Below are 22,708 nucleotides of genomic sequence, written 5' to 3' on the forward strand. Positions count from 1 at the left end.
GGACGCGGGCGAACTCAGCGCCCCAACCCGGCCAGGTCGTAACCGAACGGCAGCTCCAACCGGTGGGTGCGCATCAACTCGGCGTCGGCCAGCAGATCGGTGGTCGCGCCGTCGGCCGCGATCACGCCACCGGACAGGATCACCGACCGCTCGCACAACTCGACGGCATAGGGCAGGTCGTGCGTGACCATCAGCATCGTCACGTCGAGCGACCGCACGATCTCGGCGATCTCGCGGCGCGAGGCGGGGTCGAGGTTCGAGCTGGGTTCGTCCATCACCAGGATCTCCGGCTGCATGGCCAGCACGGTCGCGATCGCGACCCGGCGCCGCTGCCCGAAGGACAGGTGGTGCGGCGGACGGTCGGCGAAGTCGTTCATGCCGACCTGTTCGAGCGCGTCGGCGACCCGGCGGTCGAGGTCGGCACCCTTCAGCCCGAGGTTGCGCGGGCCGAACGCGACGTCGTCGCGCACCGTCGGCATGAACAACTGATCGTCCGGGTCTTGGAACACCACGCCGACGCGGCGGCGGATCTCCAGGATGTTCTTGTCCTCCACCGGCAGCCCGGACACCGCGACCGAGCCCGCCCCGGCGCGCAGGATGCCGTTGAGTTGCAAGACCAGGGTGGTCTTGCCGGCCCCGTTGGGCCCGAGCAACGCCACCCGCTCGCCGCGGTGCACATGCAGGTCGACGCCGAAGAGCGCCTGGTGGCCGTCGGGATAGGCGAAGGCCAACCCACGCACGTCGAGGACAGGAACGCTCATGTCAGATGACTTCCGATCGCGACGACGACGGCGAGTGCTGACAGCAGCAGGCCGTCGGCCCAGCGGCGGGGCGCGACGTGTTCTCCCTCGGCGCGCGGCATCCGCCCACCGTACCCGCGCGACAGCATCGCCAGATGCACCCGTTCACCGCGCTCGTACGAGCGGATGAACAGCGCGCCGGCGGTCGAGGCGAGCACCGGCCACTGCCCGACCGAGCGCGCCTGGAACCCGCGCGCCTCCCGGGCCATCCGCATCCGCCGCAGTTGGTCGGTGACGACGTCGAGGTAGCGCACGGTGAAGCTCAGGATCTGCACCAGCTGGTTCGGCAGGTGCAACCGGTCGAGGCCGCGCACGACGTCCGGTGCCTCGGTGGTGGCCGCGAACAGCAGCGACGCGAGCACACCGAGCGTGCCGCGGATCAGCAGCGCGATGCCCGCGTGCAGCCCCGGCTCCGACACGCTGACGCCGAGCACCTCGGTGCGAGCCCCGGTCGACACGAACGGCATGAGCACGGCGAACACCACGAACGGCAGCTCGATCCACATGCGCGACAAGAGGTTTCGCAGCGGCACCCGGGAGACGGCGATCGCCGCCAGCAGCAGCAGGGCGTGACCGGCGAACCACCACCAGGAGTCGCGCGCCGTCGCCACGACCGACACGACGAACACGACGAGCGCCACCAATTTCACCTGCGGCGGCAGACGATGCACCGGCGACGTGCCGGTCACGGCGACCGGGGCGTGGCTGTGGCCTGCGCCCACCTCAGTCGGTCGTGCCGGAGCGGCTGCTGCGGCGCACCAGCCAGATCACCGCGGCCATCACCAGGCCGACGGCGATGACACCGACGACACCGGCGAGTCCACCGGAAAGACGCGCATCCGACACCCCGGTCACCGCGTAATCGGCGAACGGCGAGTCGGCCGCATGGTGCTCCTTGGCGGCGCTTTCGAAGCCGAGGCTGCCGGCGACGTGCTCGAGCCCGTCGGGGCTGGACGACGCGTAGTAGGACACGACCGCGGCCAGCAGCAGCGTGACCACCGCGCCGACGATCAACAGGGTGCGGGTCGACACGCGCGCCTTGGCGGGTGCCTGGGAGCGGGAGACGTCGGTGGTCATGCGGTCACCTCTTCGCGGCGGATCTGCAGTTCGTCGGCGGACGCGTACCGGCGGGCGCCGTAGACCAGGTCGGGTCGGGCGGTGAGCACGGACGACACCGCGAGCGTGGTGATGAGCGCTTCGCCCAGGCCGATCAGCAGGTGCCAGCCGAGCATCGCGACGGCGAGCTTGCCGAGCGGGATCGGGGCCTCGCCACCAATGGCGTACAGCCCGGTGAACGTGAGCGCCGCGATCGGCACACTGAGCGCGGCGGCGACGAACGCCGCCGGGGGCACGCTGGAGCGACGCTTGGGCAGCACCGCCTGCACCCCGCGGAACACGAACCAGCCCGACCACACGCCGACAAGCCCCATCAGCGTGATGTTGGTGCCGAGCGCGGTGATGCCGCCATCGGCGAACATGAGCGCCTGCACCAGCAACACCACCGTCAACGCGAGCGTCGCGGTGTAGGGACCCACCAGGATGGCGGCGAGCGCCCCGCCGAGCAGGTGGCCGGAGGTGCCGGCACCCACCGGGAAGTTGAGCATCTGGGCGGCGAACACGAACACCGCCACCAGCCCCGCCAACGGGGCGGCGGCCTCACTCAGCTCACGCCGCGCGCCGCGCAGGGCCAGACCGACCCCGACGACGGCGACGGCTCCGGTGCCGACCGAGGTCGGCAGGTCGAGGAATCCGTCAGGTACGTGCATGACAGCGACCCTACTCCCAGATGCGACCGAGTCGCATCTGGCCGTTCGGCCAGTTCCCCGAACGCCGAGTGGCCGGGCAGTTGCCCGGCCACTCGTCGATCAGTTGCGCGTCAGGCGCTCTTGGCCTGCTCGCGCTTCTTGGCCCGCTCCAGGGCCGCCTTGCGCTGCTGCTCGGAGTCGCGGGCGATGGCCGCCGCCTTCTCCTCGTCGCGGGTCAGGCATTCGCCCGTCTCCGGGTCGAAGACGTGCATCTGCGACGGCGAGAAGTACAGCTCCGCATCGTCGCCCTCCAGCACCCGCGAGCGGGAGTCGAGGTTGACGATCATCTGGGTGCGCATGCCCTCGCCGTCGAGGTCGCGGTCGAGCTCCTCGAGCTTGTCCTGCACGGCGGGGTCGGCCTCGAACGGGATGTAGGCGTACTGCTCGTTGCCCAACCATTCGGTCTGGTCGACGTTCGCGGTGAACCGCACGTCGCCCGCCTCACCGCCGAGGCTGCCGTCCTTGATGTGCTCGGGGCGCAGACCGACGATCACGAGGTCCTTGCCCTTCACCTTCTCGGCGAGCGCGCCCTCGAGCGGTACGGTGGCGAACGGCAGCTTCAGCGAGTTGCCCTCGACGCGCGCCGGCAGGAAGTTCATCGGCGGCGAGCCGATGAAGCCCGCGACGAACAGGTTGACCGGCTGGTCGTACAGCTCGCGCGGCGAGGCGCACTGCTGCAGCACACCACGCTTCAGCACGGCGACCCGGTCGCCGAGGGTCATCGCCTCGGTCTGGTCGTGTGTGACGTAGATCGTGGTGACACCGAGGCGCCGCTGCATGCGGGCGATCTCGGTGCGCATCTGACCGCGCAGCTTGGCGTCGAGGTTCGACAGCGGTTCGTCGAACAGGAACGCGTCGGCGTCACGGACGATGGCGCGACCCATCGCGACACGCTGCCGCTGACCACCGGACAGGTTGGCCGGCTTGCGCTCGAGGTGCTCGTTGAGCTCGAGCATGTCGGCGGCCTGCTTCACCTTCGCCTGGATCTCCTGCTCGCTGTGCTGACCCTTGGCCAGCCGCAGCGGGAAGGCGATGTTCTCGGCGACGGTGAGGTGGGGGTAGAGGGCGTAGTTCTGGAACACCATCGACAGGTTGCGGTCGCGCGGGGCGAGGTCGTTGACCCGCTTGCCGTTGATCAGCAGGTCACCGGAGGTGATGTCCTCCAGACCCACGACCATCCGCAGCAGGGTCGACTTACCGCAACCGGACGGGCCGACGAGGATCATGAACTCGCCGTCGGCGATGTCCAGCGACACGTCGTTCACTGCGGGGAAGCCGTCGCCGTACTTCTTGACGATGTTCTTCAGCTCGATGCTTGACATGGAATCTGCCTTTCGAAAACAGGGCGTACGAGGAAGGCCCGGTCAGCCCTTGACGGCACCGGAGGTGAGGCCCGAGACGATCCGGCGCTGGAACAGCAACACCAGGATGACGACGGGGATGGTGACGACGACCGCGGCCGCACAGATGGCGCCCGTCGGCTTCTCGAACTGACTTGCGCCGGTGAAGAACGCCAACGCCGCGGGCACCGTTCTGGCGCTGTTGGACGATGTCAGGTTGCTGGAGAAGACGAAGTCGTTCCACGCCGTGAAGAACGCGATGATCGCGGTCGTGAACACACCCGGGGCGGCCAGCGGGGCGATGACCTTGACGAAGGCCTGCCAGCTGGTGGCGCCGTCGACCTGGGCCGCCTGCTCCATCTCCCACGGGATCTGCTGGAAGAACGCCGACAGCGTCCAGATGGACAGCGGCAGGGTGAGCGCGAGGTACGGGATGACCAGGCCGACCTTGGTGTCGAACAGGCCGATCTGACGCCACAGGTTGAACAGCGGCGTCACCATCGCGATGACCGGGAAGAACGACACCGCGAGGGCCGTGGTGAGGATCATCTTCTTGCCCGGGAAGTCGAGGCGAGCGATCGCGTACGCACAGAACATCGCCAGGACGACGGAGATGAGCGTGGCGATCAGACAGATGATGATGGAGTTCCACAGCGCCGGCTTGAACAGGTCGCTCGCGCCGCCGGTGAAGATCAGCCGGTAGTTGTCGAGGGTCGGTTCCTTCGGCCAGAAGTTGCCGAACAGCGCCTTGTCCGGGTTGGACAGGTCGGCCGGCTTCTTCAACGAGGTGGCCAGGATCCACACGATCGGGATCAGCGTCCAGATCATGATCGGGATCGACAGGCCGAACATGCCCCACTTGGTCTTGTTGCTGACATTGGTCTCCATGGTCAGCTCCTCCCTCCACCAGTCAGATCAACCTTGAAGCCCTTGACGAAGATGCCGGCAATGATGAGCACCAGCAGGAACAACAGGACCGCGAGCGCCGATCCCATGCCGATCTCCACGCGTCCGACGGTCTCCTGACCGACGAGCATCGATAGCGAGTTGGTCTTGTTCGCGCCACCGGTCATCACGTAGGGGTTGTCGTAGATGCGGACGGCGTCGAGCGTGCGGAACAGCGTGGCGACCATGATCGCCGCCTTCATGTTGGGCAGCACCACCTTCGTCAGCCGCTGCCACCAGGTGGCGCCGTCGACCTTGGCGGCCTCCTCCATGGAGCCGTCGACCTGGGCCAGACCGGCCAGGAGCAGCAGCGACATGAACGGAGTGGTCTTCCAGATCTCGGACAGGCAGATGATGAACAGCGAGCTCCAGCGTCCGCCGAACCAGTCGTAGTTCTCGTTCCACGCCCCGAAGCTCAGGGTGTGCAGCCAGTGGTTGATGAAGCCGGTGTCGGGCTGTGCGGCGTACAACCAGGCGAACGCGGAGACGACGGTGATGATCGAGTACGGGATCAGCACGACGGTGCGCAGCGTGCGCCGAGGGATGACGACCTTGTTCATCAGCAGCGCGATCCCGAAACCGATCACCAGCTCGAAGATCAGCGTCACCACGACGATGAAGATGGTCGTCATGAACGCCTCGTGGAACAGCGGGTCGCCGAGCGCGGTGATGTAGTTCTGCAGTCCGACGAACTTACGGCCGGCCGGGTCGGTGAGGCGGTAGTTGAACAGCGACAGGTAGATCGCGTAGCCGATCGGGTAGAGCGTCACGAGCAGCATCACGACGAACGCCGGACCGGCCAGCTTCCACCCGAGCGAACGCTCCCCCTTGGCACGATCGGACAGCGCGGCCTTCTTGGTCGGCCGAGTCTCCGTCGCGGTGGCGGGCGCAGCAGTACTCACAGCAGTGCCTTTCCCTTGAGGACGTCGAGCACGAACTTCTGCGTCGACGCCGGGGTCTTGTCGTTCACCGACTGCGGCGGGCTGAACCGCTGCTGCAACGCGGTGGAGATGTCGCCCCAGTACTGCGTCAACGGGCGCGGCACCGCGTTGTCGAGGTTGGTGCGGATCAGCGCGGCGATGCCGTTCGGGAACGCCTTCTTCACCTCAGCGTCGTCGAACGCCGCCTTACGGCTCGCCGGGTTGCCGGACTTCACCATGTAGTCGGTCTGGTGCTTGAGGTTCGTGATGCACGCGGCCGCCTGGTACGCGGCGTCGACGTGCTTCGAACTCTTACCGACCGCCAACTGGATGCCGCCGTACGGCGGCTTGGACTCCTCGTCCTTCGACACGCGCGGGTAGAGCGCTGCACCCACATCGTTCTTCGGCGTGGCCGCCAGAGCGCCGTAGGTGTACGGCCAGTTGACCAGGAAGCCGCCGCTCTTGGAGTCGAACAACCCGAGGGACTCGGTCTCCGTCGACGAGCTCACCGCAGGTCCGGCGACACCGGACGTCGTGACCTTGCGAATGATCTCGGCCGCCTTCTTGCCGGCCGCGGAGTCGAGGCCCATCTTGATGTCCTGGTACGTCGCGCCCGGGTTGTCGACGATCTTGCCGCCGGCGCTGGCGACGAGCGCGTTGATCCACACCGAGTAGCCCTCGTAGAGCTTGGCCTGCACACCGATCTGGGTCTTGGTCTGCTTGGCCGCTTCGATCAGCTGATCCCAGGTGACCGGCTTGGTCATGTCGAGCCCCGCCTTCTGGGCCACCGACTTCTTGTACCAGAGCAGCTGCGTGTTGGCCCAGAACGGCACCGACACCAGCTTGCCCTTGTACATGGAGGCGTCGACCGACGACTGCACGCGGTCTTCCTTGAACTGCGCCTCGAGGTTCGCCGGCACCGGTGCGTAGTAACCGGCGGCCGCGAACTCGGTGCTGAACGCCGGGTCGACGCTCATCAGATCCATCGAGCTGTCACCCGCGGCGAGGCGGCGCAACAACTGCAGCCGCTGGTCGCTCGCGCTGTTGGGGAGCAACTGCACATTGATCTTGTATTTGCCGCCCGATGCGTCGGCGCACTCCTTGGCCAGCGTCGCCTGTCCACCCTTGGATGCGTCGGCGTTGCCGACGTCGGGGTTAATGTACCAGGTGAGGGTGGGTGTCCCGCCCGAGGAACTGTCGCTGCCACAGGCAGCGAGTCCCATGCTGGCCACCAGCGCGGACGCGGCGATGAACGCTGCGCCACGCCTGTGTGGCGTTCGGCCTCTCATGTGATCGCTCCTAACGACTCGGGGTGGTCGGCACGTCCAATCACCCTGCAGTGACTAATGTCACGACAAACCGACCTTACTGATTACCCCACCGTTCGGCACCGACCCGCAGGAATGATTTCGTCTCAATCCGGATACGACGGAACTCCCCGCCCGGGCTGGTCGTACGCGGGAGGTCCTGCCAACCGGGCTGCCGGAGCGCGGGAATACCCTGGCAGCGAGCCCCGGGCCGCACCTCGTCGCAGTTCGGGTCACGACGACGGACGATCCCCAAGGAGCACGCGATGGCCGACTTCGCCTACGAGGACCTGCTGCCGATCGGCGCGGACACCACCACCTACCGCAAGTTGACCGACGAGGGCGTGCGCACCGTGGAGGGCCCGGGCGGCCGCACCTTCCTCGAGGTCGACCCGTCCGCCCTGCAGTTGCTCGCCTCGACCGCGATGCACGACATCGCCCACTACCTGCGTCCGGCGCACCTCACCCAGCTGAAGTCGATCCTCGACGACCCCGAGGCGTCCAACAACGACAAGTTCGTCGCGCTCGACCTGTTGAAGAACGCCAACATCGCCGCCGCCGGGGTGCTGCCGATGTGTCAGGACACCGGGACCGCGATCGTGATGGGCAAGAAGGGCGCCCAGGTGCTGGTCGACGGCGCGGCACCCGACGAGGAGGCGCTGGCCCACGGCGTCTACGACGCCTACACCAAGCTCAACCTGCGCTACTCCCAGATGGCCCCGATCACCACGTGGGAGGAGAAGAACACCGGCAGCAACCTGCCCGCGCAGATCGAGTTGTACGCCGACACGCAGGCCGGCCACGAGACGACCTACAAGTTCCTGTTCATGGCCAAGGGTGGCGGCTCGGCGAACAAGTCGTTCCTCTACCAGGAAACCAAGGCGATCCTCAACCCGGACGCCATGCTGAAGTTCCTCGACGAGAAGCTGCGCTCGCTCGGCACCGCGGCCTGCCCGCCCTATCACCTGGCCATCGTCATCGGCGGCACCAGCGCCGAATTCGCTTTGAAGACAGCCAAGTACGCGTCGGCGAAGTATCTCGACGAGTTGCCGACGAGCGGCTCGATGACCGCCCACGGCTTCCGCGACGTCGACCTGGAGCAGCAGGTGCTCGAGCTGACCCGAAACTTCGGCATCGGCGCGCAGTTCGGCGGCAAGTACTTCTGCCACGACGTCCGGGTCGTGCGGCTGCCCCGCCACGGCGCCTCGCTGCCCGTCGCGATCGCGGTGTCGTGCTCGGCCGACCGGCAGTGCCTGGGCAAGATCACGCCCGAGGGTGTGTTCATCGAGCAGCTCGAGACCGACCCGGCGCGTTTCCTGCCCGACACCACGCACGAGGAGCTGCAGGAGAAGGGCTCGGACGACGTCGTCCGCATCGACCTCAACCGGCCGATGGACGAGATCCGCGCCGCATTGTCGAAGCACCCGGTGAAGACGCGACTGTCGCTGAGCGGCCCGCTGGTGGTGGCGCGCGACATCGCGCACGCAAAGATCAAGGAACGGCTCGACGCCGGCGAGGAGATGCCGCAGTACCTCAAGGACCACCCCGTCTACTACGCCGGGCCGGCCAAGACCCCCGAGGGTTACGCGTCCGGTTCCTTCGGCCCGACGACCGCCGGCCGGATGGACTCCTACGTCGACCAGTTCCAGGCCGCAGGCGGCTCCATGGTGATGCTCGCCAAGGGCAACCGCTCCAAGCAAGTGACCGACGCGTGCAACGCGCACGGCGGGTTCTACCTCGGTTCGATCGGTGGCCCGGCGGCGCGCTTGGCCAAGGACTGCATCAAGCACGTCGAGGTCGTAGAGTACGAGGAGCTCGGCATGGAGGCCGTCTGGAAGATCGAGGTCGAGGACTTCCCCGCTTTCATCGTGGTCGACGACAAGGGCAACGACTTCTTCACCGCGACGGCGAAGCCGACCGCGTTCACCATCACCACTCGCCCCGGACTGTGAGGACTGCACCATGAGTTTCGACGACCTGCTCGATGCCAACCGAAGGTTCGCAGAAACGTTCTCCCTCGAGGGATTCGACGGCATAGCCAAGGCGGGCGTCGCGCTCGTCACCTGCATGGACAGCCGTATCGACCCGCTCGGCATGCTGGGCCTCAAGCCGGGTGACGCGAAGATCTTCCGCAACCCCGGTGGCCGCGTCACCGAGGCCGCGCTCGAGGCGCTCGTGCTCGGGGTCTACCTGCTGAACGTCGACCGCATCCTGGTCATCCCGCACACCCGCTGCGCGATGACCAGCCAGACCGAGGACGAACTGCACGAGAAGATCAGCGGCCTCGCCGGCACCAACGTCGCGTGGCAGCGCTTCCACGTCATCGACGACCAGCGGCGCACCCTGCTGGGCGACCTGGAGAAGGTGCGCAGCCACCCGCTCATCGGCGAGCGCGCCGAGGTCGGTGGCTTCATCTACGACGTCGACACGGGGTTGTTGAACGAGGTGTGACCCGCGGGTAGTGCAAACCGCGGATTGCCGGGTTCGGGGTAGTCCAAACCGCGCTCGATAGCCCGCGGATTGCACTACCTGACAGCGCCGAACCGCGGTTTGCACCTCTCGAGGCTCGCCGGAGGCGCGGAAGCTCCCGGTGCCCTCGATGCGTCGTGGGATTAGGGTCGATGCATGAGTAGCGAACTGGCCCGTGCGGCTTACGAAACCCTCGAGCCCTACCACGTGCTCGCCTACTTCAACCCCTACCTCAAGGACGCCGCGGCCTCGCAGGGCCTCGACGAACTCGGCCTCTACTTCGGCGGACGCGGCGCGCCCCTCGGACGCTGCACGGCGCCGGTGGTGGCCGCCACCTTCTACAACTTCAACCCGGCGTACGTGAACCACGGCTGGAACGCGGCGCTGACCGCCGGGTTGCCGCAGGTCGAGGCGGCCCGCACGAGGGCGCTCGACCACGCGTTGCGCGACGCGCTCGGCGACGCCGTCGACTCCCCCGACCTGTCGACGATCGTCGGCGCGATCCGGGCCGGCATCACGGAGGCGTCGTACGCCGGGCGTCCGCTCGCCGCGGCGTGGGCGTTCGCCGCGTGGCCCGACGAGCCGCACCTGCAGCTCTGGCACGCGATCTCGGTCGCCCGCGAATATCGCGGCGACAACCACATCGCCTCCCTGGTGCTCGCGGGGCTCTCCCCGACCGAGGCGCTGGTGTTCCACGAGTCGCCCCACCCGGAGCCGGCGCCGCGCCGCCGTACGCTCGGCCGCAAGGCCAGCCAGATGACCCGCGGCTGGTCGGACGAGGACTGGGAAGCTGCGGTGGAATCGTTGCGCCGCAAGGGAGTTCTCGATTCGGAGGGCTCGATGACCGCTGCCGGCGCGACCCTCTACGCCGAGCTCGAACGCGAGACCGACCACGCCACCGCGCCGTTCTGGGCGAAGGTGCCCGACGCCGCACACATCCTCGACCTCGCGCGCCCGTTCGTGAAGTCGGTCATCGACGTCGGCTACCTGCCGGGCACCCGGAACAAGTCGTGATCCAGGTCGCCGCGCTGGCGATCCACCCGGTGAAATCGACCGCGATCCGACCCGTCGAGCGTGCGTACGTCGGGCCGGCGGGTCTCGCCGGTGACCGCGAGTGGATGGTCGTCAACGACTTCGGCGAGATGATCACCGCGCGCGAGTTCCCGCCTCTGTTCTCGATCGTGGCCGACTGTGCGGCAACGGGATTCACCGACTCTGACCTCCGGTTGAGCGCGCCGACCATCACGCCGCTGCAGCTCGATCGGCCGGTCGCCGGCGCCGAGGTGTCGGTGCGGATGTTCAACCGTCCGCCGATGACCGTGCGGGCGGCCGGCGACGAGGCCGACGCGTGGCTCGACCGGGCGCTCGGCACCCAGGGGTTGCACCTCGTGTGGTGTTCCGACCCGCGGGCGCGCAGCCTCAACCCGGCGTACAGCCGACCCGGCGATCACGCTGCGCTGCAGGACGGTTCGCCGGTCAGCCTGCTCGGGGCGGCGTCGGTGCGGGAGTTGCAGCACCGCGCCACCGAACCCGTCGATCACCACCGCTTCCGCGCGAACGTGCTCGTCGAGGGCGCCGAGGCATTCGCCGAGGACGGCTGGTCGAACGTTCGGATCGCCGACGTGCCGTTTCGGGTGGCGGCGCCGATCGACCGGTGCGTGATGACAACGATCGACCCGGTCACCTACGCGAAGGGCAAGGACCCGATCCGCACCCTCGCCGGCTTCCGCAAGTGGGACGGCAAGACCTGGATGGCCGTGCACCTCATCCCGGACGGCGAGGGCGAGATCGCCGTCGGCGACGAGATCACCCCCACCTGACCCCGAAAGTTTGCACGACACGCGACGCACGCGCAGCACCCTGCAAACTCTCGCGAGCCCCCTACCACCGAAAGTTTGCACGACACGCGACGCACGCGCAGCACCCTGCAAACCTTCCGGGGGTGGTGTCAGATCGCGAGTTCGCGCTGCACCACGTCGGCCAGGCGCACGGTGACGGCCTTCGCCTGCTCCAGCGTCGGCGCCTCCGCCATCACCCGCACCACCGGCTCGGTGCCCGACGGGCGCAGCAACACGCGTCCGTCGTCGCCCAGCTCGGCCTCGACGGCCTGGATCGCGTCCTGCACGATCGGGTGGGTGCCGGCAGCGGCCTTGTCGACGCCCTTCACGTTGATCATGTGCTGCGGCAGGCGGGTCATCACGGTGGCAAGGTCACCGATGGTGCGGCCCGACGCGGCGACCTGCGCGGCGAGCATGAGTCCGGTGAGCACGCCGTCGCCGGTGGTGCCGACGTCGGTGAGGATGACGTGACCCGACTGCTCGCCGCCGAAGTTGAACGAACCGGCGCGCATCTCCTCCAGCACGTAGCGGTCGCCGACGGCGGTCTGCTTGACCTTGATGCCGTGCTGGTCCATGGCCTTCAGCAGACCGAGGTTGCTCATGACGGTGGCGACGAGCGTGTCGTTGGCGAGCGCGCCGCGCTCCTTGAGACCGACGGCGAGGATCGCCATGATCTGGTCGCCGTCGACCGGGGTGCCGGTGGCGTCGACGGCCAAGCAGCGGTCGGCGTCGCCGTCGAAGGCGACACCGAGGTCGGCGCCGACGCTCGGCACCATCTCGCGCAGGTGGTCGATGTGGGTGGAGCCGTAGCCGTCGTTGATGTTGAGCCCGTCGGGCTCGGCGCCGATGACGGTGACCTTCGCACCGGCCCGGCGGAACGCCTCGGGGCCGACCTGGCTGGCGGCGCCGTGGGCCGCGTCGATCACGACGTGCAGGCCATCCAACGAGTGGGGCAACGCCTTGAGTAGGTGCGCGGTGTAACGCTCGGCGCCCTCGGTGAACTGGCGGACGCGGCCGACTCCTTCACCGGTCGGACGGTCGGCGGGCTCTTCCATGGCGGCCTCGATGCGGTCCTCGACCGCGTCGGGCAGCTTGTGGCCGCCGAGGGCGAAGAACTTGATGCCGTTGTCGGGCATCGCGTTGTGGCTGGCCGAGAGCATCACGCCGAAGTTGGCCTCGAGGTCGGCGGTGAGGAACGCGACCGCCGGGGTCGGCAGCACGCCGACGTCGTAGACATCGACTCCGCTGGAGGCGAGGCCGGCGATCACTGCCGCCGAGAGGAACTCGCCCGAGGCGCGCGGGTCGCGTCCGACGACCGCGGTCATGCGGTGTGCACCGCCGGTGATCGTGCGCCCGAAGACGCGCGCGGCCGCCTCGGCCAGTCGCAGCGCCGTGTCGGCGTTGATCACGTCGCCGTTGGCCAGTCCACGCACCCCGTCGGTGCCGAAAAGTCGCGCCACGAATTCACCTACCCTTGATCGGACTTGTGCAGCACCCAGCTGGGCCGCTGCCCGTGCACCCTCCGCGTCCCTTCGGCGGAGCATCCGATCGAGTGTACGCCCGGGCACCGCCGCCCCGGACGAAACGCCACGCTGCACGCTTCTGACCAGCGAAGAGACCCTAGAATCGAGGGCGATGTCACAGCCACGACGGGCGTTGGCCCACCCCCTGCGCTCCCGCATCGTCGCCCATCTGCGCATCGACGGCGCGGCCACCGGCGCCGAGCTCGCGCGGGTGCTCGAGACGAACACCGGGGTGATCAGCTACCACCTGCGGGTGCTGGAAGCGGCGGGTCTGGTGGAGGACACCGGGCTCGGCAACGCCAAGACGCGGGTGTGGGCGATCGCCGAGGACGACGACGAGTTCGACGCGCCACTGGACGACGACGAGGAAGCGACCGACCGCTGGCTCGACCACGACTATGTCGACCATTTCGCCGAGCGGGCCCACCGGTGGATCGACGAGCAGGACGACTGGGCGCCGATCTGGCAGGAGTCGTGCGGCCTGCGTGACTCGGCGGTGCTCGCCACCGAGGAGCAGTTCGTCGCCTACCTGGCCGAACTCGACGAGCTCAACGAGCGCTATCGCCGCATCGGCGCCGGCAGCCCGGGCGCCCGCCGGATGGCGCTGTTCTTCGCGCCCTACCCGGTCGATCCCCCGCGCTGACCGCGTCCGCCCGTTGCGGCGCGTCCGTCGGGCGGGTTCAGAAGGCTCTGAAGGTCGCGGCCCGTTCGGGTCGCAGCAACCGCGCGGGCTGTCGAGATCCGCGCGGGTCATGACGCGCGCGGATCTCGACAACCCGCGCAGCTGCAACGACGAAGCCCCCAGCACGGGCTACGTGCTGGGGGCTTCGTCGGCGAACGGAATTACCGCTTCGAGTACTGAGGCGCCTTGCGGGCCTTCTTGAGTCCGGCCTTCTTGCGCTCCGGGACGCGAGCGTCACGGGTCAGGAAGCCGGCCTTCTTCAGTGCCGGACGGTTGAGCTCCTCGTCGACACCGTTCAGCGAACGGGCGACACCCAGGCGGACGGCGCCGGCCTGGCCGGAGGGGCCACCACCGTGCACGCGGACGAGCACGTCGTAGGCGCCGTCGAGCTCGAGCAGGGTCAGCGGCTCGTTGACGATCTGCTGGTGCACCTTGTTCGGGAAGTAGGCCTCGAGGGTGCGGCCGTTGATCTTCCACTCGCCGGTGCCCGGCACGATGCGGACGCGGGCGACGGCCTGCTTGCGGCGGCCGGTGCCGGCGCCGGGCGCCGAAGCGGACGGACGGCGGGTGGGCTCGTCGGTGGGAGCCTCGGTGGACTCGCTGGTGTACGAGCTCAGGGTCGGCTCGTCGGCCTCGAGGGCCTCGTTGTCGTACTGCTGGTCAGCCACGATTCTCCTTGAAAGCTATGTGACCGCGGGGCGCTTACTGCGCGACCTGGTTGATCTCGAACGGAACGGGCTGCTGGGCAGCGTGCGGGTGCTCGCCACCCGCGTAGACCTTCAGCTTCGCGATCTGCGCGCGGCCGAGGCTGGTCTTGGGGAGCATGCCGCGGACGGCCTTCTCGACGGCCTTCGCGGGGTCCTTGGCCATGAGCTCGGTGTAGGACACCGACTTCAGACCGCCCGGGAAACCGGAGTGGCGGTAGGCGCGCTTCTTCTCCAGCTTCGCACCGGTCAGCGCCACCTTGTCGGCGTTGATGATGATGACGAAGTCGCCGGTGTCGATGTGCGGCGCGAACGTCGGCTTGTGCTTGCCGCGCAGCAGCGTCGCGGTCTGCGCCGCGAGACGGCCGAGCACGACGTCGGTGGCGTCGATGACGTGCCACTTGCGGTCGGCCTGGGCGCCGACGGTCGTGGGCGTGTAAGTACGCACTCGTCTTTCCTTCTGGTCGTTCGGTGGTGGCTCAGCTCGGGGCGAGCCGGACGCCGACTGGGTACAGCCGGGCACTCGTTCAATGATACGGACGCCGCAACGGGGCCCCAAATCGAATGGAAACGTTGCGCTGCAACCGAATTCGATGCTTCAACGGAGCCTGGGTCAGATCCCTGCCGATCGATTGCACAACTATTGTGCAATATTCGGTGGCCGTCTGCCAGTCGACTGTCAGACCTCCATCACCGCGGGGTGCGCGCGGCGTCCGAGGAGTTGCACGCGATCGACCGCCGCTTGCACGAGTTGCCGCACGGCCGCCGAGCCTCCCGATGACCCGAGCCACTACAGACTGCGGACGTTGCGCGCTTCCTGCGCGCGGGCGGCAAGCTCGGAGTCGGCCGGGTAGGTGACCTCCTCAAGGCTGAGCCCGTGCGCGGGCATCACCGCTACGCCGGGGTCGCGCACCGCGGTCGTCATCACCTCGGCCGGCCACTCGACCGGACGCCGTCCGTGGCCGACCGGCACGGCCGCGCCGACCAGCGCGCGCACCATCGAGTGGCAGAACGCGTCAGCTCGCACGGTGCCGAGCAGCACACCGTCGCCGTCGCGGGTCCATTCGTAGGCGAGCAGGGTGCGCACCGTGGTCGCGCCCTCGCGCTTCTTGCAGAACGCGGCGAAGTCGCGCAGGCCGAGCAACGAGGCCGACGCTTCGTTCATCGCGTCGAGGTCGAGGGGGTGCCGCAGCCAGACCGTGTCGCGGCGCCGCAGCGGGTCGTGCGTGGCGTCGCTGTCGGCGATCCGGTAGAGGTAGCGGCGCGAGGTGGCCGAGAAGCGGGCATCGAATCCGTCGGGCGCCGCGCTGACCCGGTGCACCACGACATCGGCGGGCAGCACCCCGGCCAGCCGAGTGACTGCCGCCTCGAGCGGGCCGCGCTGCGAGCGCCCGGGCAGTGCGGCGAGCAACGGCTCGTCGACGTCGAGGTGGCAGACGGCGCCGCGGGCATGCACCCCGGCGTCGGTGCGCCCGGCGACGGTGAGCTTCGGCGGTTCGGCTCGCAGGATGGTCGCCCACGCGCCGGCGAGCACCTCCTCGACGGTGCGCCGGCCCGGCTGGGCGGCCCACCCGGAGAAGTCGGTGCCGTCGTACCCGAAGTCCACCCGCAGTCGCACCGTCGCAGCCTAGTGGGCGCCGCCAGTTGGACAGTTGTCCAATACGCCCCGCGCGGGCCCTGCCGCGTGCAACGATGCGGCGCATGACAGCCGATGCCATGGTCGCGACCGCGCGGCACCCGCACAGCCGGCAGCGGGTCGCGGTCGCGGCAGCCTTCTGCGGTCAGGGCCTGGTCTTCATCTCGCTCACCACCAAGCTTCCCGAGATCCAGGACACCCTCCACATCAAGCCCGGCACGATGTCGGTGCTGCTGCTCGGACTGGTGCTGGCGGCCGGGGTGGGGTCGCTGCTCGGCGAGTGGCTCGCTCCGCGCCGGGGCAGCGCGCTGGCGTTGCGACTCGGGTTCGCCCTGATGGCGGTGATGCTGCCGCTGCTCGCCCTCGGTTCGACGATCGCGCCGGTCGCGGCCGCGATGGCCGGCTACGGGTTGGCCCTCGGTCTCGTCGACGCCGGCACCAACATGCAGGGCGTGGCGGTCGAGCACGAATACGGGCGTCCGATCATGCCGACCTTCCACGGCGCCTGGACCCTTGGCGGAATCATCGGCACGCTGGGTTCGCTTGCCACGCACTAGGTTTCGTTCGAGGCGTCCGCTCTAGGGCTGGCGGTGATTCCGGTGTTACTGGTCTTCGCGCCCTACCTCGCCGTGGGTGGCCCGATCGCCGCGATCAGCGGTGCCCGCGCCGCGGTGCCGTGGCGGCGGATCATGCTCGTCGGCGCCGCGATGGTGCTCTTCTACATGGCCGACACCGCGATCACCACCTGGGGCCCCACCTACCTCGACAAGCAGTTCCTCGCCTCGGCGTCGACGGTGTCGGTGGCGACGCTCCCCTACCTGGCCGCGTCCCTCGTCGGACGCGGCCGGCTTCGCGATCCCGATGGTGCTCGTGCTCGCGATCGTCCCCCTCGCCCGCGCCTTCCGCTCCTGAGCACACGCCCCTCCCGCAAACCTTGCGCCTGCCGACAGACGCTGCTGTTGCAACAGCAGCGTGTGCCGGCAAGTGCAGCGTGTGCGGGAGGTGTGTGCGTCTAGCCTGGGGGTCCGTCAACACTTCCGGGGGATCCATGCCAGTCGCAGCACGCCGCGTCCGTGCGCTCGCCGCCACGATGACGGTGCTCAGCCTGGTCGGCTGCAGCACCCGGGTGACCGTGCACGAAGGCCCCAACCAGCCGCCGTCCGCGACGACCGGTTCCACCGCCCAGGGCAGCGAAGCACCCGCCCCGACGCAGTTGCCCAACCCGCCCAGTGCCCCGACCAATCTCACTGCCGCACAGTCGCACCCAGTCGAAGACAGCTACTACCCGCAGCGCGGCGAGCCTTACCTCGACACGCTTCACTACGGTCTGTCCCTCGACTGGCGGCCGAGCACTCGCACGCTCACCGGTCGGGCCACGATCACCTTCCGGGTCACCGAAGACCGCTCGGAGCTGCAGTTCGACCTCGGCTCGGCGCTCACCGTCCGCTCGGCGACGGTCGACGGACGTGCGGCCACCACCAAGCGCGGCACCGACACTCTCGTGGTGTCGGCCACCGTGCCGAAGGGCACCCAGCACGTGCTGGTCGTCGACTACGGCGGCACCCCCGCCACCACCGTCGCGCCCTCGAAGCGCGGCGACCAGACCGACGGGCTCGGCTTCACCATCGAGCCGGACGGCTCCGCCTGGACGATGCAGGAGCCATTCGGCGCGTTCACCTGGTATCCGGTCAACGACCAGCCGGCCGACAAGGCGTTCTACGACGCGACGCTCACCGCGCACGAGGGGCAGAAGGGCGTCTTCAACGGCGTGCCCGGGCAAGAGCAGGTCAGCGGCGACACCAGCGTGCGGCAGTTCCATCTCGACCAGCCCGCGTCGTCGTACCTCACGACCGTCGCGTTCGGGCCCTACACCCTCGCCACCGACAAGGGACCGAACAACCTGCCGCTCTACTACTGGTACCGCGAGGGCCGCTCCGACTCGGCGAACACCATCGCCGGGCTGCGCCAGACGCCGCAGATCCTGCAGTACCTCGAGTCGGTGCTCGGGCCCTATCCGTTCGCCAGTGCGGGGTCGGTCATGGTGCCCGGCGACTCGGCGATGGAGACCCAGACGCTCAACACCATGGGGCAGTCGACGGCGACCCAGGAGGAGTACTTCCTGCCGACGCTCGCCCACGAGTACGCCCATCAGTGGGTCGGCGACGTGCAGTCGCCCGCCGACTGGCGCGACGTGTGGCTCAACGAGAGCCTCGCGTTGTTCGTCCAGGCGAAGTACGAGGACCACGCCGACATCACGCCGTACGACATCACGATGGGCGGCTACAAGTCGATGGACCAGCAACTGCGCCGGGAGTCGGGTCCGCCCGGCAAGTACCACAAGGACGACTTCGCCGCCTCGAACGTATACGTCTGTGGCGCAGTGATGTACGACGCGATGGCCACCGCCTACGGCGAGAAGTTCTGGGCCGCGCTCAAGTCGTGGTCGACGGTGCGCAAGTACGGCAACGTCACCCGCGACGACCTGATCAAGCACTTCTCCACCGCGATCGGGGTCGACCTCAAGCCGTGGATCACGCAGTGGCTCGAGTCGGAGACCACCCCGACCGACCCGCCGCCGAGCCTGCCGATCTGACCACCCGCCGAGGTGACTCCTCGTCGCCGAGACAACTCCCGACGAGGAGTTCCCTCGGCGACAAGGAGTTACCTCAGTCGCGTTCGAAGACAAGCGAGTTCGCGAGCGCAACCATCGCCTCGAAGTGCACGCCGGGGTCGAGGCTCAGGTTGGGGCCGTTCTGCTCGAACACCTCGGCAGTGACGGCGCCGACCACCAGCGACCAGGCAGCCAGCCCCCGCACCAGGTCGTTCGGCTCCACCTCGAGATCGTCGAACATCGGGTCGGCGAGCACGGGTGCCAGCTGGCGACCGGCCGCCGACACCGCCCGGTTTTCGCCGCGACGCCTGCTGCGGCTTTGCGAGAGCAGTCCAGCGAGATGACGCACCACCCTCGTGCCGGGTTCGTTGGTCTGCTCCTCGGGCGCCCGGTAATCGGGCACCGGCGAGCCGTAGATCAGCGCGAACTCGTGCGGGTTGGCGAGCGCCCAGCGTCGCAATGCGACTGAGATCGCGCGGAATTGCTGCCCCGGACTGCGCCGGCGTGCGGGCAACGACGCCAGGTCTGCGTCAACCTCGTCGGCGAGTGAGTTGAACGCGTCGACGATGAGCAGGGTGAGCAGTTCGTCGCGGCTGGCGACGTAGCGGTAGAGCGCTGACGAGGCCATGCCGAGGTCGCGGGCGATGGCGCGCAGCGACAGCGCCGCTGCACCGTACTCGGCCAGGTGCAGATGCCCGAGTCGCAGGATCTCGGCTTCGATCGCCGCCCGATTGCGCTCGCGGATGCCGCCGGCTGCGGTCTCGTTCCCTGGGGTCATGCAACCACCTTAGCGAGCGCTGATCGTGTTTGTGAGCACTGCTCTTGCATTTCTTGTCCAAGCAGAGGATGGTTGAACGCAACAGAGAGCACCGCTCTCATTTTCGAAAGGAACGTGCGATGGGCAAGCATCTGGTTCTGGGCAACGGCGGCATCGGGCGAAGCACGGCGCAAGTGCTGCGCGACGCCGGGCACGACGTCACCGTCGGTTCGCGGTCGGGTCGACCGACCGGTCTCGACGACGTGCGCTCCCTCGCCGTCGAGTGCACCGACCCCGCCGCGTTGGCGGCTGCGGCCGACGGCGTCGACAGCATCGTCAACGCGCTCAACCCCAAGCAGTACACCCACTGGGACCGCGACTGGCCGCCCATGGCGCAGGCCGTCCTCGCCGCCGCGCAGCGCTCCGGCGCCGGGCTCGTCACTATCGGCAACCTCTACGGGTACGGCCGAGTGGATGCCCCGATGGTCGAGGTCGACGACCCGAAAGCATTGCGGCCCCGTGGCATCAAAGGTCGGGTGCGTGCGGACATGTGGGCCGCTGCCAAGGCCGCACACGACGCCGGACGCGTGCGCGCCACCGAACTGCGCGCGTCCGACTACTTCGGGGCGGGCGCCGGCGCAGGGGTCTCCTACCTCAACACGTACGTGCTGAAGCCCGCGGCGGCGGGTCGTGCGGTGCGGTTGATGATGGGCGCCGCGGATGCCCCACATTCCTGGACCTACCTGCCCGACATCGGACGCCTCGCCGCGACGCTCGCGACCGACGACCGCTCCTGGGGACACGTCTGGCATGTGCCGACGGCGCCCGCGCGTAGCGTGCGCGAGGTGGTGGCCGACGTCGCGCAGATCACCGGACGCGGCGTCTCGAAAGTGTCGCTGCTACCCGCTGCGGTGCGTGGGGCGATGCGGATCGCGCCGATCGTGCGGTCACTGGATGAAACCAAGCACCAGTTCGAGCGGCCGTTCCTGCTCGATGCGCGCCACACCGAGCAGACCTTCGGCCTGGCGCCGACGCCGTGGACCGCCGCGTTGCGGGAGACCATCGAGGCGCTGTTCGGTCAGAACGGCGCGGCGGCGATCCAGTCGAAGAGTTCGCTGTAGGTGAGTTCGCCCTTGGGCGTGCCGACCTGGATGACGTAGTCGTTGCGGTCGGCGGCGGTGTAGGTCACCAGGATCCACGCCCCGGCGACCGGGTCGGTGAGGTGGTAGGTGCGCAGCTTGGTGCCGTGCGCCGGGATGGGCAGCGGGGGCACCGAGCCGACCGCGCCGGCGACCGCGCGGTCACGGTCGCCGGGGTTGTAGACCACGAGGTCGACCGTGATCACCGGTTGGTTGATGCCGTCGGGTCGTGCCGCGCAGACGAAGCGGTACTTGTTCTGCACCGCCCGGTGGGACGGTCGCTCGTCGTTGGGGGTGCAGACCATGCCCTGGTAACCCTTGCCGGTGGGGGTCTGCGGGAAGAGCGAGGGCCATAACCCGAGCACCGGCGTGCCGGTCTCCCACAGGGCGTCCTCGGCGTTCACCGACGTGGTGGAGGTGGTCGTCGCGATTGCGGTGGTGGAGGTGCCGATGGTCGGTCCCCCGCCGGTCACCGTCGTGCCGCCGTCCGTCAGGTGCCAGATGCCGTAGCCGCCGGCCGCGAGCGCCACCGCGGCGACGGACGCGGTGAGCGCGCGGGTGCCCCGGCGCCCGCTTCCGGTCGAGGCCCCGGTGGCAGGCGATGGAGCCGACCGGGTGGGCCCGGCATGTGCCGGGGGGACGGCATCGGCGCTGAGTGCCCGCACGAACTCCGCGCAGGTGGCGAACCTGCGCGCGGGATCTTTGCTCATCGCCCGCGCCATCGCGGCCGAGACACCGTGCGGCACCTGCGGCAGCACCTGCTCCAGGCTCGGCACCGGGTCGGTCAGGTGGCCTTTGATCGCCCGCGCGACCGTGCCCGGATACGGCCCGTGACCGGTGAGCAGCGCATAGAGCGTGCAGGCGAGCGAGTACTGGTCGGAGCGGCCGTCGGTGGGTTCACCGCTCAACTGCTCCGGTGAGGCGTAGGCGGCGGTGGCGCGCACGCCGTCCAACTGGCCGGTGATGTCGGCCGCCGCGGCCATCGTCGTGCCGCCCTCGGCGCCGGGTCGCAGCACCGGCGGCTGCTGCTGCCAGCGGGCGATGCCGAAGTCGGTGATGAGCGCCCGCTCCCCCTCGTGGTCGGTGCGGGCGAGCATGATGTTGGCCGGCTTCACATCGCGGTGCACCACCCCGCGCCGGTGCGCGGCGTCGAGTGCCCCGGCGATCTGCATACCGATCCGAAGCACCCGCGGCAGCGGCATCGGACCTTCGGCGCGAAGCACCGCTGCGGCATCGACGCCGTCGACGAGTTGCATCGAGATCCACGGCTGCCCGTGTTCGATGCCGCGGTCGAGCACGTCGACGATGTTCGGATGATCGAGACGGGCGATGGTCTCGGCCTCACGCTCGAACCGAGCGGCGGCGCCCCGGTCGGTGGTGTCGGCGGTGAGCAGTTTCAGGGCAACCCGACGCGGCAGTCGAGGATGGTCGGCCGCGTACACGTCCCCCATCCCGCCTGCTCCCAGCCGGTGGTGCACCCGGAAGCCGGCGAAGACCTGCCCGGGTTGCAACTGTGCCCCCATGTTCAGGGACTCTAGTTCGCCCGGGGGCTTCAGTTCGCCGTCACGCCACCTGCGAGTGTTTGCAGGATCGTGCACCTGCGCCGCGGAGTCGCGCAAACTTCTCGCCGGACAACGAAACCGGCGCCGCCCCCTCTCGGGAGCGGCGCCGGCCTGCGTGCTGGGGACTCAGTCCTCCTGCTGGGCGGCCTCGCCACCAGCCGGCTCGGAGCCGGCAGCGGGAGCCTCGGCCGGAGCCTCGGTGGTCTCAGCGGCCTCGGCGGCGTCGGCGTCCTTGGCGGCGCGCTTGGTGGCAGCCTCGGCCTCGGCGACGACGGCGCGGTTCGGCTTGGCGCTGACCTGCTCACGGACGAGCTCGATCACGGCCATCGGAGCGTTGTCGCCCTTGCGCGGGGCGATCTTGGTGATGCGGGTGTAGCCGCCCTGGCGCTCGGCCATGTCGGGCGCGATCTCGGTGAAGAGACGGTGGACGACACCCTTGTCCTTGACGACGGTCATCACGCGACGACGGGCGTGCAGGTCACCGCGCTTGGCGAAGGTGACCAGACGCTCGGCCAGCGGGCGAAGGCGCTTGGCCTTGGCCTCGGTGGTGGTGATGCGGTCGTGCTCGAACAGCGCCTGCGCCAGGTTGGCGAGGATGAGCCGCTCGTGCGCCGGACCGCCACCGATACGGGGGCCCTTGGTAGGGGTAGGCATGGTTTCTCCTGTTGGT

The 22,708-nt window shown here is 68.9% G+C and carries 24 protein-coding genes; 9 read left to right on the plus strand and 15 right to left on the minus strand.

Features of this window, described 5'->3' with window-relative positions:
• Positions 1-14: 14 nt before the first annotated feature.
• The 8 genes from DFJ65_RS15430 to DFJ65_RS15460 form a co-directional block, all read right to left on the minus strand.
• The gene (locus DFJ65_RS15430; RefSeq protein ID WP_115923786.1) at positions 15-761 is read right to left on the minus strand and encodes an energy-coupling factor ABC transporter ATP-binding protein; all 747 of its coding nucleotides are present in this window, start codon (positions 759-761) and stop codon (positions 15-17) included.
• Positions 758-1,522, minus strand: coding sequence for a cobalt ECF transporter T component CbiQ (gene cbiQ / locus DFJ65_RS15435; RefSeq protein ID WP_115923787.1), 765 nt, complete (start codon positions 1,520-1,522; stop codon positions 758-760). Before cbiQ ends, DFJ65_RS15430 begins: the two co-directional genes overlap by 4 nt.
• Before the next feature lies 1 nt (position 1,523).
• Positions 1,524-1,877, minus strand: a complete 354-nt coding sequence (locus DFJ65_RS17585; protein WP_170144123.1) for a PDGLE domain-containing protein — start codon at positions 1,875-1,877, stop codon at positions 1,524-1,526.
• On the minus strand, positions 1,874-2,566 hold the full coding sequence (locus DFJ65_RS15440) for an energy-coupling factor ABC transporter permease (RefSeq protein ID WP_170144124.1): 693 nt from the start codon (positions 2,564-2,566) through the stop codon (positions 1,874-1,876). The genes DFJ65_RS17585 and DFJ65_RS15440 overlap by 4 nt, the downstream gene beginning before the upstream one ends.
• Positions 2,567-2,676: 110 nt before the next feature.
• A complete protein-coding gene (locus DFJ65_RS15445; protein ID WP_115923788.1) occupies positions 2,677-3,927 on the minus strand; it encodes an ABC transporter ATP-binding protein in 1,251 nt (416 codons plus the stop codon).
• A gap of 42 nt (positions 3,928-3,969) precedes the next feature.
• Positions 3,970-4,833 (minus strand): carbohydrate ABC transporter permease, encoded by an 864-nt coding sequence (locus tag DFJ65_RS15450; RefSeq protein WP_115923789.1) that lies wholly within the window; start codon positions 4,831-4,833, stop codon positions 3,970-3,972.
• 2 nt (positions 4,834-4,835) lie between these two features.
• A complete protein-coding gene (locus DFJ65_RS15455; protein ID WP_245950321.1) occupies positions 4,836-5,792 on the minus strand; it encodes a carbohydrate ABC transporter permease in 957 nt (318 codons plus the stop codon).
• A complete protein-coding gene (locus DFJ65_RS15460) occupies positions 5,789-7,099 on the minus strand; it encodes a sugar ABC transporter substrate-binding protein (protein WP_115923790.1) in 1,311 nt (436 codons plus the stop codon). The genes DFJ65_RS15455 and DFJ65_RS15460 overlap by 4 nt, the downstream gene beginning before the upstream one ends.
• Positions 7,100-7,383: 284 nt before the next feature.
• On the opposite strand from DFJ65_RS15460, the gene DFJ65_RS15465 reads away from it, so the two are divergent.
• From DFJ65_RS15465 to DFJ65_RS17590, 4 genes are all read left to right on the plus strand, one after another.
• Entirely contained in the window at positions 7,384-9,069 is a 1,686-nt protein-coding gene (locus DFJ65_RS15465; protein ID WP_115923791.1) for a fumarate hydratase, read from the plus strand.
• Between the two features lie 10 nt (positions 9,070-9,079).
• On the plus strand, positions 9,080-9,568 hold the full coding sequence (locus tag DFJ65_RS15470) for a beta-class carbonic anhydrase (RefSeq protein WP_115923792.1): 489 nt from the start codon (positions 9,080-9,082) through the stop codon (positions 9,566-9,568).
• 174 nt (positions 9,569-9,742) lie between these two features.
• Entirely contained in the window at positions 9,743-10,600 is an 858-nt protein-coding gene (locus DFJ65_RS15475; protein WP_115923793.1) for an SCO6745 family protein, read from the plus strand.
• Positions 10,597-11,406 (plus strand): MOSC domain-containing protein, encoded by an 810-nt coding sequence (locus DFJ65_RS17590; RefSeq protein ID WP_170144125.1) that lies wholly within the window; start codon positions 10,597-10,599, stop codon positions 11,404-11,406. The genes DFJ65_RS15475 and DFJ65_RS17590 overlap by 4 nt, the downstream gene beginning before the upstream one ends.
• A gap of 128 nt (positions 11,407-11,534) precedes the next feature.
• Here DFJ65_RS17590 and glmM read toward each other — a convergent pair whose 3' ends face one another.
• Positions 11,535-12,884, minus strand: coding sequence for a phosphoglucosamine mutase (gene glmM / locus DFJ65_RS15485; RefSeq protein WP_115923794.1), 1,350 nt, complete (start codon positions 12,882-12,884; stop codon positions 11,535-11,537).
• 175 nt (positions 12,885-13,059) lie between these two features.
• On the opposite strand from glmM, the gene DFJ65_RS15490 reads away from it, so the two are divergent.
• Positions 13,060-13,590 (plus strand): winged helix-turn-helix domain-containing protein, encoded by a 531-nt coding sequence (locus tag DFJ65_RS15490; RefSeq protein ID WP_115923795.1) that lies wholly within the window; start codon positions 13,060-13,062, stop codon positions 13,588-13,590.
• Between the two features lie 200 nt (positions 13,591-13,790).
• Here DFJ65_RS15490 and rpsI read toward each other — a convergent pair whose 3' ends face one another.
• The 3 genes from rpsI to DFJ65_RS15505 all read right to left on the minus strand — a co-directional run bounded on the left by rpsI (position 13,791) and on the right by DFJ65_RS15505 (position 15,951).
• Positions 13,791-14,297 carry a 30S ribosomal protein S9 gene (gene rpsI, locus DFJ65_RS15495; RefSeq protein WP_115923796.1) on the minus strand — a complete coding sequence of 169 codons (507 nt, stop codon included), beginning with the start codon at positions 14,295-14,297 and terminating at the stop codon, positions 13,791-13,793.
• 34 nt (positions 14,298-14,331) lie between these two features.
• Positions 14,332-14,781, minus strand: coding sequence for a 50S ribosomal protein L13 (gene rplM, locus DFJ65_RS15500; protein ID WP_115923797.1), 450 nt, complete (start codon positions 14,779-14,781; stop codon positions 14,332-14,334).
• 342 nt (positions 14,782-15,123) lie between these two features.
• The gene (locus DFJ65_RS15505) at positions 15,124-15,951 is read right to left on the minus strand and encodes a tRNA pseudouridine synthase A (protein ID WP_115923798.1); all 828 of its coding nucleotides are present in this window, start codon (positions 15,949-15,951) and stop codon (positions 15,124-15,126) included.
• A gap of 83 nt (positions 15,952-16,034) precedes the next feature.
• On the opposite strand from DFJ65_RS15505, the gene DFJ65_RS15510 reads away from it, so the two are divergent.
• Genes DFJ65_RS15510 through DFJ65_RS15520 form a run of 3 tightly spaced genes read left to right on the plus strand, consistent with a single transcriptional unit; the run spans position 16,035 to position 18,562 of the window.
• On the plus strand, positions 16,035-16,526 hold the full coding sequence (locus tag DFJ65_RS15510) for an MFS transporter (RefSeq protein WP_147301422.1): 492 nt from the start codon (positions 16,035-16,037) through the stop codon (positions 16,524-16,526).
• Positions 16,527-16,559: 33 nt separating this feature from the next.
• Positions 16,560-16,985, plus strand: coding sequence for a hypothetical protein (locus DFJ65_RS15515; protein WP_115923800.1), 426 nt, complete (start codon positions 16,560-16,562; stop codon positions 16,983-16,985).
• 32 nt (positions 16,986-17,017) lie between these two features.
• Positions 17,018-18,562 (plus strand): M1 family metallopeptidase, encoded by a 1,545-nt coding sequence (locus tag DFJ65_RS15520; protein ID WP_115923801.1) that lies wholly within the window; start codon positions 17,018-17,020, stop codon positions 18,560-18,562.
• Between the two features lie 73 nt (positions 18,563-18,635).
• Here the strand turns inward: DFJ65_RS15520 and DFJ65_RS15525 are convergent, their stop codons facing one another.
• On the minus strand, positions 18,636-19,358 hold the full coding sequence (locus DFJ65_RS15525) for a TetR/AcrR family transcriptional regulator (RefSeq protein WP_115923802.1): 723 nt from the start codon (positions 19,356-19,358) through the stop codon (positions 18,636-18,638).
• A 119-nt stretch (positions 19,359-19,477) separates the two neighbouring features.
• Between DFJ65_RS15525 and DFJ65_RS15530 the strand changes: the two genes are divergently transcribed.
• Entirely contained in the window at positions 19,478-20,458 is a 981-nt protein-coding gene (locus DFJ65_RS15530) for an NAD-dependent epimerase/dehydratase family protein (RefSeq protein WP_170144126.1), read from the plus strand.
• Here the strand turns inward: DFJ65_RS15530 and DFJ65_RS15535 are convergent.
• Both DFJ65_RS15535 and rplQ read right to left on the minus strand, forming a co-directional pair.
• Positions 20,416-21,999: a serine/threonine-protein kinase gene (locus DFJ65_RS15535; RefSeq protein ID WP_115923804.1), complete on the minus strand. Its 1,584-nt coding sequence runs from the start codon at positions 21,997-21,999 to the stop codon at positions 20,416-20,418. The two genes, DFJ65_RS15530 and DFJ65_RS15535, sit on opposite strands and share 43 nt — an antisense overlap.
• A gap of 165 nt (positions 22,000-22,164) precedes the next feature.
• Positions 22,165-22,692 carry a 50S ribosomal protein L17 gene (rplQ, locus tag DFJ65_RS15540; RefSeq protein ID WP_115923805.1) on the minus strand — a complete coding sequence of 176 codons (528 nt, stop codon included), beginning with the start codon at positions 22,690-22,692 and terminating at the stop codon, positions 22,165-22,167.
• Between the last annotated feature and the right edge of the window lie 16 nt (positions 22,693-22,708).

Source organism: Calidifontibacter indicus (assembly GCF_003386865.1).
Lineage (GTDB): Bacteria > Actinomycetota > Actinomycetes > Actinomycetales > Dermatophilaceae > Yimella > Yimella indica.